At 65.8% G+C, this 11,961-nt stretch carries 9 protein-coding genes and 4 pseudogenes; 5 read left to right on the top strand and 8 right to left on the bottom strand.

The features are described from left to right. Positions 1 to 235 precede the first annotated feature (235 nt). Together ACFWDI_RS40220 and ACFWDI_RS40215 are read left to right on the top strand one after the other, a co-directional pair. Entirely contained in the window at positions 236 to 943 is a 708-nt protein-coding gene (locus ACFWDI_RS40220) for an IS3 family transposase (protein ID WP_385311982.1), read from the top strand. A 20-nt stretch (positions 944 to 963) separates the two neighbouring features. Then, positions 964 to 1,050: pseudogene (locus tag ACFWDI_RS40215) on the top strand (hypothetical protein); the annotation flags it as partial. 60 nt (positions 1,051 to 1,110) lie between these two features. Here ACFWDI_RS40215 and ACFWDI_RS40210 read toward each other — a convergent pair. Continuing rightward, positions 1,111 to 1,287 (bottom strand): annotated as a pseudogene (locus ACFWDI_RS40210) (IS630 family transposase); the annotation flags it as partial. Positions 1,288 to 1,797: 510 nt separating this feature from the next. Then, a complete protein-coding gene (locus ACFWDI_RS40205; RefSeq protein WP_385311981.1) occupies positions 1,798 to 2,889 on the bottom strand; it encodes a formylglycine-generating enzyme family protein in 1,092 nt (363 codons plus the stop codon). A gap of 578 nt (positions 2,890 to 3,467) precedes the next feature. Here ACFWDI_RS40205 and ACFWDI_RS40200 point away from each other — a divergent pair. Together ACFWDI_RS40200 and ACFWDI_RS40195 are read left to right on the top strand one after the other, a co-directional pair. Continuing rightward, positions 3,468 to 3,752, top strand: a pseudogene (locus ACFWDI_RS40200) (transposase); the annotation flags it as partial. 78 nt (positions 3,753 to 3,830) lie between these two features. Beyond that, positions 3,831 to 4,639, top strand: a protein-coding gene (locus ACFWDI_RS40195) for an IS5 family transposase (protein ID WP_385311980.1) whose coding sequence is annotated in 2 segments (ribosomal slippage) — positions 3,831 to 4,170 and positions 4,170 to 4,639 — 810 coding nt in all. Because the reading frame shifts where the segments join, the coding sequence is not laid out codon by codon here. A 103-nt stretch (positions 4,640 to 4,742) separates the two neighbouring features. Here ACFWDI_RS40195 and ACFWDI_RS40190 read toward each other — a convergent pair. The 4 genes from ACFWDI_RS40190 to ACFWDI_RS40175 all read right to left on the bottom strand — a co-directional run bounded on the left by ACFWDI_RS40190 (position 4,743) and on the right by ACFWDI_RS40175 (position 9,728). Then, on the bottom strand, positions 4,743 to 6,419 hold the full coding sequence (locus tag ACFWDI_RS40190) for a glycoside hydrolase family 13 protein (protein WP_385311978.1): 1,677 nt from the start codon (positions 6,417 to 6,419) through the stop codon (positions 4,743 to 4,745). A 38-nt stretch (positions 6,420 to 6,457) separates the two neighbouring features. Further along, positions 6,458 to 7,249 (bottom strand): carbohydrate ABC transporter permease, encoded by a 792-nt coding sequence (locus ACFWDI_RS40185; RefSeq protein WP_385311976.1) that lies wholly within the window; start codon positions 7,247 to 7,249, stop codon positions 6,458 to 6,460. A 71-nt stretch (positions 7,250 to 7,320) separates the two neighbouring features. Next, complete coding sequence (locus tag ACFWDI_RS40180; protein ID WP_385311974.1) at positions 7,321 to 8,352, bottom strand: carbohydrate ABC transporter permease; 1,032 nt, start codon at positions 8,350 to 8,352, stop codon at positions 7,321 to 7,323. A gap of 80 nt (positions 8,353 to 8,432) precedes the next feature. Continuing rightward, the gene (locus ACFWDI_RS40175) at positions 8,433 to 9,728 is read right to left on the bottom strand and encodes an ABC transporter substrate-binding protein (RefSeq protein WP_385311972.1); all 1,296 of its coding nucleotides are present in this window, start codon (positions 9,726 to 9,728) and stop codon (positions 8,433 to 8,435) included. Between the two features lie 380 nt (positions 9,729 to 10,108). Between ACFWDI_RS40175 and ACFWDI_RS40170 the strand changes: the two are divergent. Continuing rightward, positions 10,109 to 10,201 (top strand): annotated as a pseudogene (locus tag ACFWDI_RS40170) (IS5/IS1182 family transposase); the annotation flags it as partial. A gap of 230 nt (positions 10,202 to 10,431) precedes the next feature. Here ACFWDI_RS40170 and ACFWDI_RS40165 read toward each other — a convergent pair. Both ACFWDI_RS40165 and ACFWDI_RS40160 read right to left on the bottom strand, forming a co-directional pair. Next, positions 10,432 to 10,578 carry a hypothetical protein gene (locus ACFWDI_RS40165; protein WP_385311970.1) on the bottom strand — a complete coding sequence of 49 codons (147 nt, stop codon included), beginning with the start codon at positions 10,576 to 10,578 and terminating at the stop codon, positions 10,432 to 10,434. A gap of 85 nt (positions 10,579 to 10,663) precedes the next feature. Then, positions 10,664 to 11,686 (bottom strand): LacI family DNA-binding transcriptional regulator, encoded by a 1,023-nt coding sequence (locus ACFWDI_RS40160; RefSeq protein ID WP_385311968.1) that lies wholly within the window; start codon positions 11,684 to 11,686, stop codon positions 10,664 to 10,666. Positions 11,687 to 11,961: the final 275 nt, after the last annotated feature.

The raw sequence follows: 11,961 nt of genomic DNA, 5'->3' as shown, positions 1-11,961 counted from the left end.
GATCCGCTTGATCGCACCGGCCCGGCCGGCCGGGTCCTTGCGGGCCTCGACCGCCAAGCGCGTCGCGCGCTCGCGCAGTTCGTCGGGGTACTTACGGGGAGCAGCCATGATCGGCATCCTTCCGGGTCTTCGATGTCTCCATCAAACCCGGGGCGATGCAAGGAGCTCGACCAGCCCCGCACGAGGCTGACGCGGTGATCAACCACCTCCGCGACGACTTCGGGGTCGAGCCCGTATGCCGGGAGCTGGACCTGTCGGTCTCGCATTCAACGCCCGCCGCAGGCGGCCCAAGTCCGCCCGACGACTGCGCGAGGAACGGCTCATTGGGCACATCCGCCGCATCCACGCGGCCTCGGGCGAGACCTACGGAGCCCGGCGGATCCACCACCAGCTGCGGCGCGAGGGCATTGCCACGGCCCGCTGCACCATCGAGCGGCTGATGGGCGAGGACGGCCTGGAGGGTGTGATCCGCGGGCAGCGGCGCCGCACCACCATTCCCGAGCCGTCCGCTCCCAGACCGCCGGACCTGGTCAACCGGCGCCTTACCGCCCACCGTCCCAACCAGCTATGGGTCGCCGACCTCACCTATGTCCGCACCTGCCCGGGCTGGGTCTACGTCGCCTTCGTCCTGGACGTGTACTCACGGATGATCGCCGGATGGCAGCTCGCCACCCACATGCGCACCGATCTCCCCCTGGACGCCCTGAAGATGGCGCTCTGGCGGCGTGGAATCAAGAAGGGCTCGGGTCTGATTCATCACAGCGACCGCGGCTCGCAATACGTGTCAATCCGCTACGGCGAGCGGTTGCTGCAGGCCGGCCCGACCGCGTCCGTCGGCTCCGTCGCGGACAGCTACGACAATGCCATGGCCGAGGCACTCAACGGCTCGTTCAAGGCCGAGCTGTCGAGCACCAGGGCCCCTGGCGGGACGCTGACCAGGTAGAACGTGCCGTCGTCCAGTGGGTCGGCTGGTACAACACCGAGCGCCTGCACTCCGCCCTCGACTACCTCCCGCCCGAGGAATTCGAGGCCCAGCACTACCGATCCTAGACGACGACGAACGCCGCCTGAAACCACACAACCCGGCCGCTACGAAACTCGGGACAGCTCAAAGTGCAGGTGGAAGCGGAGATGGGCCACCAGCCATTGCTTGATCGCGGGTGTTTGGTGGGTGGCGTAGTTGTCCAGGACCAGATGCACTTCCAGACCCGCCGGGACTTCCTTGTTGACCTTGACCAGGAACTTCTTGAACTCGGCTGCCCGGTGGCGTCGGTGGAGCGAGCCGATGCGCATCTCGCGTCAGGAGGTAGCCGCTGTGGCCACGGGTCATCGCGAGCAGGGCGAGACCCATCAGAGCGCCGGGAAGCCGGAACTGTACCTCCTGCCGCACGAACTGCGAGTTCACGAGGAGGCGATCGGCCAGTGGCGTGGAACGCAAGTCCCAGTGCTCCTTGTCGTCGTCGATGTTGTGCAGGTCAAACACGACGCGACCACGCCAGCCTTGACTCCTCAGGGTGGAAACGACCTCGTGCGTAACCTGAGGCTTGTGCCATTGGGCGTTGTGCCAGTGAACCACGTCGCATCCGCCAAGCAGCCCACGAAATCCCTCATCGCTGTGGCGACCACCGGACCGCCGATCTCCAGCACCGGGCTGTACAGGCCAATGTCGGCCTGCCGTGATCCGCTGAAGAGCGCTGAGTCCGCACCCACACGCCGCAGTTGGCTGTGCAGTGCCGCGCTGTGCACCTCGACTCCCGGTGACCGGAGACGCGGTCCAGTGGACCTGTGCCACCCGCATCAGCGGCTCCCGTCGTCGGGGACCGCGTCTTCAGCGACTCGGAATCCCATGGCGTACAGCGACCTTGGGTACGGTCCGTGCCTGCGCTGGTTCCGCGCCAGGTCCCGGCATCTGTTGAACGCGCCCCCCCGGGCGATGCGATAGTGCCCCATGCGTATGAAGAGATCATCCCGGACCAGCGCACCTCCCGGATAGGAGTCGTAACGGTCGGATACGTACTCCTCCACATTGCCTGCCATGTCCTGTACCCCGCACCACGAGTTGCCGCCGGGGAACGCACCAACCGGGGCGCTGGCCAGCAGCCCGGTCTCCAAGGTGTTGGCGTTGTCGGCCGACCACTTCTCACCCCACGGGTATCGCTGTCCCTCGGGGCCGGCTGCCGCGTACTCCCACTCGATTTCGGTGGGCAGGCGGAACGGCCGGCCGGTCCCCTTTGCCAGCCATCGGACGTAGGTGTCGGCAGCGTCCGGGGAGACGGTGTAGACGGGGTGGTTGGCAAGTGCGGGGTGGAATCGTCCGTAATTCCAACTACTTGGCAGCTCAGGGTACCTAGTTTCGGTGAGAAAGCGCCCGTACTGGGCGTTGGTGACCGGGTACATGCCGATGCGGAAGCCGCGGACCGTCAACTCGTGGCGTGGGCATTCCTTGGCAATCCAACCGCGTTGAACGCCAAAACGCTCGGAATCGCGGTGCAGACCGTCCACATCGGCCTCGGCCGTGCCGATCAGTGCATTACCAGCCGGGACGTCCACCATGGCCGGCGCAGCGCTGCGCAGCCGCGGATCGCCGACCAACGCGAGCAGCGTACCGGCCGCCAGCCGCCGTTCCAGGAGCAGTTCCGGGTCGGTCAGACGGGCCACGAGCACATGCGGGTCGGCGGACAGTTCGTGGATCACGTCGTGTGCGTGCTCAGCTCGCGGTGGGACGTAGTGGTCCGGCAATCCCACCGCCGCTCGATCTGACAGCGCGTTGACGTTTTGGTCGACCAGTACGGCCGCGCGAATCCAGTCGGTTACCTTGTCGGCCACGGCATACTCCTTGTTTGGTGGCGAATTGATATGGCCGAGTACCGACGGCACTGCGGCGGCCACACGGGCCGCCGGTACCGTCAGGCGTTATGCCGTCCCAATCGGGATCTCGTACACCGTGCCGTCGTAGGAAGTCGGCAGGAAGCCGCCGCTGTCCCTGTCGTAGTAGAGCGAGGAGATTACCGCCGTTGTTGGGCGCACCACGACCGCACGTGCCGACGGCGCGGTCGTAGACGGCGACCAGTCCGTTGTAACCGCCGGTGGCGATGTACCCGCCGTCCTGCGACGCGCTCACGCTCTTGACCGAGTGGTCGTGCGGGGTTTCCAAAGTGAGTGCCTCGACCCCGGTCCAGACCCGCAGCTTCACGTCACGGCTGACACTGGCGAACTGCCCCGGGGCAAGCCCTGTGCATCCGTTGGCGATTCTAGTGTGCGCTTCCGGTACCCGCGCCACCTCGGCGGGTGTGGTGGTGGAGAACCACGCGGCCTCGGTGTCGGCGCAGAAGGAGAAGATCGTGTCACCGGCGACGCCCTTAACCGCGTTGCTGTGCAGGGACAACGTCGCCTCGTGCACGAAGCTGCCGTCGTCGGTCAGTGAGAACACCAGGCCCTCGCCGGTGTAGGCGCCGATCACCACGTGCGGCCGGCCGTCGCGGGTGGTGGTGCTGGGCGACCGCGGCTACGACCACGACAAGTACCGCCGACTCGTCCGGGACCTCGGTGTGAAACCGCTGATCGCCCGCCGGGGCACCGGGCACGGATCCGGCCTGGGCACCCAACGCTGGGTCGTCGAGGGCGCGTTCGCCCACCTGCACTGGTTCCGCCGTCTGCGCATCCGCTGGGAAATACGCGACGACATCCACGAAGCGTTCCTCACCCTCGGATGCGCACTCATCTGCTGGCGACGCCTGAAGTCATTGCGATAGGAGTTCTTACTGATCGTTTCAGAATGAATTGCGTTGTGGGGCTTGGCAGTTGGGTGTTGTGTCGGCAGGATCTGTCGGGTGTTTGCTGATCTTGTGCCTGATGACTTGTGGGAACGTGTGGCCCCGCTGCTGCCGGTTCGTCCGCTCAGGCGGCATCGGTATCCCGGGCGGTTGCCTGCTGATGACCGGGCTGCGCTGCGCGGCATCGTCTACGTGCTGTGCAAGGGCGTGAGCTGGCGGGACGTTCCCGCGGAACGGGTCGGCTGCAGCGGTGTGACGGCCTGGCGGCGGCTGAGGGACTGGACCGAAGCGGGCGTCTGGCCGCAGCTGCACGAGGTGCTGCTGGCCGAACTGCGGGCCGCAGGCTTGCTGGACATGGACGACGCTGCGATCGACGGCTCACACGTCCGGGCGCTCAAAGGGGGACTCACACCGGACCTTCGCCGGTCGACCGGGCCCGGCCCGGCAGCAAGCACCATCTGATCGTCGACCGGCATGGCACTCCCTTAGCCGTCGCGCTGACCAGCGGGAATCGTCACGATGTCACTCAGCTCATGCCACTGCTGGACGCCATCCCGCCCATCCGCGGTCTGCGCGGCCGGCCACGCAGTCGCCCCCGACGGCTGTTCGCCGACCGCGGCTACGACTACGACAAGTACCGCCGCCTCATCCGGGCCCGTGGAATCACCCCGAAGATCGCCCGCCGCGGCACCCCGCACGGCTCCGGACTCGGCAAGACCCGCTGGGTCGTCGAGCGGACTTTCGCCTGGCTCCACCAATTCAAACGACTCCGCATCCGCTACGAGATACGCGCCGACCTCCACCTCGGCCTACTCCAACTCGCCTGCAGCGTCATGTGTTTGAGACGACTCCGAACCTCATTCTGAAACGATCAGTTAGCCGTCTCCATTGCAGAAGCATGGTCCCTTGTGTTCGGAGTTCGACGCTGCGGGCGATCTTCGGTCGTAGTCACTTTTCGTGCGGGGTGGTTCACCAGGTGAGCCAGACGGCTGTGTCGCTGGGCAGCTTCCCGATGTCAAGCGGGGCGCTTGAAAGGATCACGCGGTGGTGGTCCGGCAGGGCGACTGGGTGCGGTGAGAGGTTGACCACGCAGCGGAGTGTGGGCTCGCGTGTGAAGGACAGCACCTCGTCGTCGGTCTCGGAGTCCCAGGTCAGAGCTCCGTCGCCAAGCGCAGGGTGACTGCGGCGGATGTGCAGGGCCTTCCGGTACAGCTGCAGCATCGACTGTTCGTCGCCGCCCTGGATTTGCACCGTCAGGTTCCTCCAGGCGGCCGGCTGCGGTAGCCACGGATGTGCCTGCCCGTCCGGGGGGCTGTAGCCGAACGGCGGATTGTTGCCGGACCAGGGCAGGGGCACGCGGCAGCCGTCGCGACCGCGATCGGTGTGTCCTGAGCGGCGCCAGATCGGATCCTGCAGCAGCTCTTCCGGCAGGTCTTCGACTTCCCACAGGCCGAGTTCCTCGCCTTGGTAGAGGTATGCGCCTCCGGGGAGGGCGAGGGTGAGCAGGGCGGCGGCGCGAGCCCGCCTGGTGCCCAGCTCGAGGTCGAATGGCTGATCGGACCCCAGGTCGGCCAGTGCGCGTTCGGGCTGGGCCGGCTGCGGCCTGCCGTAGCGGGAGACATGGCGTGCGACATCGTGGTTGGAGAGCACCCAGGTCGCCGGAGCCTGGACCGAGTTGAGCGCCGCAAGCGACGTGTCAATCGCCCGGCGCAGATGGTCTGCCAGCCATGGAGCCGTCAGATAGTCGAAGTTGAAGGCGGTGTGCAGCTCGTCGGGCCGGACGTAGCGGGCCAGCCGCTCAGGCGCACCGGTCCAGGCCTCGGCGACGAATACCCGCGGCTCGGCGTAGGAGTCGGCGATGGCGCGCCAGCCCCGAAAGATCTCGTGGACGCCGTCGCGGTCCCAGTGCGGATGGTCGGCATTGGCCGCCGACCCGATGAGCTCCATGTCCCAACGCCCCAGGTCTGGCAGGCCTGGAGCCTTTACCAGCGCGTGAGCGACATCGATACGGATTCCGTCTACCCCCCGGTCGAACCAGAACCGCAGGATTGACTCGAACTCCGCGCGTACCTCCGGGCTCTCCCAGTTGAGGTCGGGCTGTTCTGGCGCGAAGAGGTGCAGATACCACTGCCCCGGTGTTCCGTCCGGTGCGGTGATACGGCTCCAGGCTGGACCTCCGAAGACGCTGCGCCAGTTGTTGGGAGGCAGTTCGCCGCCCTCGCCGCGCCCGTCCCGGAAGAGATAGCGCTCCCTGGCGGCGGAGCCGGATTCGTCCGCAACAGCCTGCCGGAACCAGGGGTGCTGATCGGAGGTGTGGTTGGGGACGATGTCGATGACAATCCGCAGCCCGAGGTGGTGGGCCTCCTCGATCATCGCGTGGGCTTCGGCGAGGGTGCCGAAAGCCGGGTCGATATCGCGGTAGTCGGCGACGTCGTACCCGCCGTCGGCCATCGGGGAGGGGTACCAGGGGTTGAGCCACAGGGCGTCGACGCCCAGTTCGGCGAGGTACGGCAGACGCTCGCGCAGGCCAGCGAGGTCTCCGACACCGTCGCCGTTGCCGTCGGTGAAACTGCGGATGTAGACCTGGTAGATGACCGCGCTGCGCCACCAGCCTTCGACGGGGGCAGGGTTCTGGGAGTGTGGCACGGATATCTCCGGGGTGGGGACGGTGGGCCGCGACGGTGTCACTTGACGGCTCCTGCGGTCAGGCCGGCGATGATGCGGCGCTGGAAAATAAGGACAAGGACGACGAGGGGGATGGTGACGACAACACCGGCTGCCATCTTGGTGCCGTAGGGGACGTCGAAGCCGGTCGCGCCGCCGAATTGGGCGATGGCCACGGTGGCGGTCTGCATGGAGGACCGGTTGACCATCGATAGGGCGATAATGAATTCGTTCCAGGCTCCGATGAACGTCAGTATCGCCGTGGTGAAGACACCGGGCGCGGTGAGCGGGAGGATCACCTTCCGGAAAGCCTGGCCCGGAGTGCAGCCGTCCACCATGGCGGCCTGTTCCAGCTCACGCGGCAACTGCCTGAAGAAGGCGGTCAGATTCCAGACCGCGAGCGGCAGGGCGAAGGACAACGAGGGCACGATCATCGCCTGATAGGTGTTCACCCAGTGGAGATTGTCGGTGAACAGCTTGAGCAACGGCACGACGAGAGAGATCCCGGGAAACATCGACGTGGCAATGACCAGGGCCAGGACGATATTCTTGCCGCGGAAGTCGAGGCGCGCCAACGCGTACGCGGTGAATGTGGCAATCACCAAGGTCAGTAGCGTCGTCGTTCCAGCGACGATCATGCTGTTCAGCAGCGCCCGCCCGAATCCATTGCTGGAGCGGAGCACCGCCTCGTAGTTCTCCAGCGACCAGGGGGAGGGAAGCGGGGACTTGGAGAAGAGATCTGAGCTGCGTCGGAAGCTGGAGACCGCCATCCAGTAGAACGGTGCCAGGCAGTACACGACGATCAGTGCCAAGCCGAGAAGACTCAGCACGGTCTTGCGGGACAGCGGTGCGATGCACCGGGGAAGCATCCGGAGGGCGAGGCTCATACGAGTGCCTCCTTCGCCGCGCTCCGGGGTCGCGGAAGTCCGCTCCTGTGCCCGCCCGACGTCTTGCCATCGTTCTTGGTGGAGAAGACGTCGGCTCCGAGAATTTTGACGAAGATGAAGGCCGCCGCGGCTACGTAGAGGAAGAGCAGGACCGCGTAGGCGGCGGCGGGCCCGTACCGGGTGTTGGCCGCCTCGTCGAAAGCGAGCATCGACAAGGTTTCCACCGAGTCCTTTCGGGCGCCGATCAGCACATAGGGCAGGTCGAACATGCGTAGGGCGTCGAGCAGCCGGAAGAGTATGGCGACCAGCAGGACCGGGCGCAGCAGTGGAAGGGTAATCCGGGTGAACTGGTGCCAGGCATTCGCGCCGTCGACCCGGGCGGCCTCGTAGACCTCAGTTGGTATTAGCTGTAGCCCCGCGAGTACCAGTAGTCCGACGAAGGGGGCGGTCTTCCAGGTGTCCGCGATGATGACGGCGAGCGCGGCCTGGAAGCCGTCCGTGGTCCACAGCACCTGTCCGCCCAGGAGCGCGTTCGCCACGCCGTCGGCCTGGAATATCCACTGCCACAGCAGCGCGGAGACGACGGTTGGGATCGCCCAGGGCACCAGAATGGTGGCTCGCACCAGGGCTCGGCCGCGTACCACCTTGTGCATCACCAGCGCCATGACGACACCGAGCACGGTCTCGATCAGCACGGTGGTGACGGTGAAGAGGGTGGTGTTCGTGAAGGCGTTCCAGAACCGGTCACCCGCCTCGCCTTGGAAGAGGTCGCTGTAGTGCTGCAGGCCGACGAACTGTTCGCCTGTCCGGACGAAGCCGGAGCTGTCGAGACCAGAGTTCTTGGTGTACAGGGACTCGCGGACTGCGGCGACGACGGGGTAGCCGACGACGAGCCCCAGGACGGCGATTGTTGGAGAGATCAGCAGCGCGGCGAGACGATTGGTGCCGCTTGGGCGATGTCGGAGGACGGGCGGCGCCTTTCCAGGAGGCTGGGTAGCAGAGGGTGTTCGGGCGGCTAGTGCGGGCATGGCGATTCACCTCAACAAAGCGAGGGCGGCGGCAGGAACTCCGCGAAACCAGGGGGCAGGGCGAAGCGTCGGCAGAGTCGTCACGGAGTGGTGATCTCCTTGAGCTTCTTCTGCAGGTCTGTCAGCGCCCTCTCAGGCGGGATCTCTCCGTTGAGTGCGCGATACGCCGCTTCCTGAATGGCTGCTGTGGCGTCCCCGTAGCGCACGACACGAGGACGTGGGTTCGCAGTGAGAATCGACTGCTTGAGCACCGCAAGGTAGGGGTACTTGGATACAAGCTGCTTGTCGTCGTACAACTCTGCGATCGTGGGGGCGTTGGAGCTGAGCAGCAGGTTCTCCCGCTGCAGCTGAGGGCTCGTCATGAACTGGACGAAGTCGAGTGCCGTCGCCTTGTACTTGGCGGACGAGCTGATCGCCAGGTTGTGCCCGCCCAGGCTGGAGACACCTGGGCCGTTGAGACCGGGCAGCGGTGCGACGGCGAACCTACCCGCAACCTTGGAGGAGCCGTCATCGGCGTTTGCAAGCGTCCACTGATACGGCCACTGCCGGTGGAAGACCAACTTGCCCTTCTGGAAAGCCTGGCGCCCCTCCTCCTCCTTGAAAGTGATCGCCTTCTTGGGTATCAGACCGCTCTTGAAGGCGTCGGTGAAGAAACGCAGCCCCTTCGCGGCTCGCGGAGAGTCCACCTGGGGATGGCCGGCGCTGTCGACGACCGAGCCGCCGGCGCTGTTGACCATCTCGGCGAAGTTCACCGCCAGCCCCTCGTACTTCTCGAACTGGCCCGCGTAACAGGCCATGCCCCTCGCCTCAGGCAGTGCGAGCACCTTCTTGCAAGTGGCTTTCATCTGCTCCCAGGTTTGCGGAGGCTTCGCGCCGACCTTTTCCAGCAAGTCCTTGCGGACGTAGAGAAGCCCGCCATCTGAAGTCCACGGCGCGGCATACAGACCGCCTCGGTATGAGGCTCCTTCGACCGTCGGCTTCAGGTACTTGGACGCGTCGATGCTGTCCTTCGGCAGTCTTACGACCCAGCGGTTGGCCGCGAACTCTGCGGTCCACACCACGTCGAGATTGAGTACCGAGAACTCACCGGACTTCAGCTCGGCGTCCTGGATCATCCGTTGCCGCTGCTCATCGGGGGAGTCGGAGAGCTCGATGGTGCGCACAGGCTCTTTGGGGTGCGTCGAGTTCCACCGATCGATGATCTTGGACAGCACGCCACTGTTGTCCTTCCCGGTGGCGAGAGTGATCGGCCCGCGGCCGCGCAGCACCGCTTCGCCGTCGTCGGCGGAGTCGTCCCCGCTCGCGCCGCTTCCGCACCCGGCAAGCATGCAAGCGGCCAGTGCCGCGACTCCCGCTCTTGGCAACCAGTGATGCATGGTCCCTCCTCTTGTCGCGCGCCTCATCGGCGGTTCAGTGACGAAAGACTAGGAACAACGGAAGGGGAAGTCTACGGTTACCGGCAAGTTTCTTTCACTGAACTGCAAGATAACGTCATTCCGTGAAACCGTCATCTAGGCAGCTGTCGATCGCACCGTCTGCCGGTTGGATGCAGCGCCAGGCTTGGCGGGCAGTGATTGAGCCGCTGCTGTCGACGGTAGAGTGCCGGGCTCGACATCCCGGGAGCGGCGCGAGCGGCAATGGTTGGTGTTTCAGGGCGCGCCCGCACGGCGGTCGGCGGCTCCCATATCCGCGCGTTAACGGGGGACCAGGACGGAGTGAAATCCTGTCAACCGGGGGCGGGACGGTCAGCAAGCCGGACTTGATCACAGGTGCCACCGGCATTCCGCTCGCCGCCACCCTGACTGGCGGCAACCGCAACGACGTCATCCAGCTGCTCCCGCTGCTGGACCCAGTTGCGGCAGGCGCGGTCGGGCGCGCGCCGTCCTACTGGGTGACCGCGGCTCCGGCCGCGACAAGTACCCCATCGCCTCGTCCGCAGTCTCGGCGTGAAGCCGGTGATCCTGGGCATCGGGCGCTCTGGCCTCGGGAGGTACGCGACGGCAGCCATGAAGCCTCCCCTCGCCCACAGATGCGCCCTCATCTGCCGGCGACGCCCGAAGGCTTTGTCACGGACTATGGCTAATCGACATCAGCGAGTCGGTTCAGCCCTTCCGCGGCGGTAAAGCTCCACCCCACGAGGCGCGGGCCCGACCACTTGATGCCGATCATCAGCTCGTCCCGGGCAACCGCGGGCAGTTCGTTCCCGCTCCACGTGTCCAAGGACATGGAATCAACTCGCAGTCCGTGTCCGCAGACTTCAGCCGCCCGAGCCTTTGGGGCAGAGAGGTATCGGCTGGCTCGACCCTCCTGGTCAGCCGCCATTGCGGGAGGGGCCAGCAGCGGTGCTGCCGCGCACCACCAGCTCGGGTTCAAAGAGCATCTCCTCGGTGCTTCCGCCGGCGCCGGAGATCTGATTCAGCAGCATGGTGACCACGGCCTGCCCCATGGCGTCGACCGGTTGTCTGACGGTCGTCAGCGGTGGGTTGGCGAAGGGCATGAAGGCAGAGTCGTCGTAGCCCACGACCGATACATCGCCAGGAACGTCGAGCTTCATTCGGCGAGCCGCTCTGATCGCCCCGAGGGCGAGTACATCGCTACCGCAGACCACACCCGAAACGCCCTGCCGGAACAGCCGTGAGACGGCCGAGGTTCCCCCCTCCAAGGTGTACATGGTCTGAACAATGTCCGGGTCTGCATCGGTAACGCCCAGGTGTTCGTGCATCGCCGACCGGAATGCATCGATCTTGCGTGCTGCTGGAATGTGGCCCTGTTCCCCCACCGCGAGGCCGATCCTTCGGTGGCCGAGGGACGCCAGATGCTTGACGGCGAGTTCGACGGCCATTGCGTCGTCGGCCGATACGCAGGGGATTTTGAGCTCCGGGGGGATGCCGTTGACGGCTACAAGAGGAAGCCCGCGTTCCGTCAGGCGGTCGTAGTGGCGGTGGTCCGCGGCACGCTCCGAGTGGAGGCCGCAGATGAATATGGCGCCGATGACCTGGTGTTCCAACAACATGTCGACGTAGTCGCTCTCATGTACCCCACCGAGCGTGCCCGTGCACAGTACGGGCGTGAAACCGCGCTGGGCGAGAGCAGTGCCGATGACCCCCACGAACGCCGGGAAGACCGGATTGCTCATCTCGGGGACCACCAGGCCGACGAGACGGTTCGCACGCCCACGCAGGTGTGGCGGCCGCTCGTACCCCAAGACGTCGAGCGCGGTCAGAACGGCCGCACGGGTGGACTGTGCCACCCCCGACTTGCCGTTCAGGACGCGACTGACCGTCGCCTCACTGACACCTGCGAACTCCGCGACCTCCACCAAACGACTCACCATGCCGGAAGTCTATGACATTTTCTTGCAGGTCCTTGCTGATCCTTGCATGGGTGCCCTGCGCACTCGTGCCCGACGCTCACAAGCGTCTGGTGTGGTGTGCGACGGTCTCACCACTGCCAGTCGGCACGGAGGGGTGAGGTCTCCGGCAATCAGCTTGGCGACCGTTTTACTCGTCGGGCGCTAGTGCTGGATTCCGCTTTCCGTGGGTATATGTGCTGGTGGCGGGGTAGTTCGGGTGCTCGGGGGCGGGTGCTGGACGGTGGTGTTACGGGCAC

Origin of the sequence: Streptomyces sp. NPDC060064 (assembly GCF_042736455.1) — a bacterium.
Taxonomy (GTDB): Bacteria; Actinomycetota; Actinomycetes; order Streptomycetales; family Streptomycetaceae; genus Streptomyces.
The sequence above is the reverse complement of the archived record's forward strand: the minus strand, read 5'-3'. Positions and strand labels throughout refer to the sequence as shown.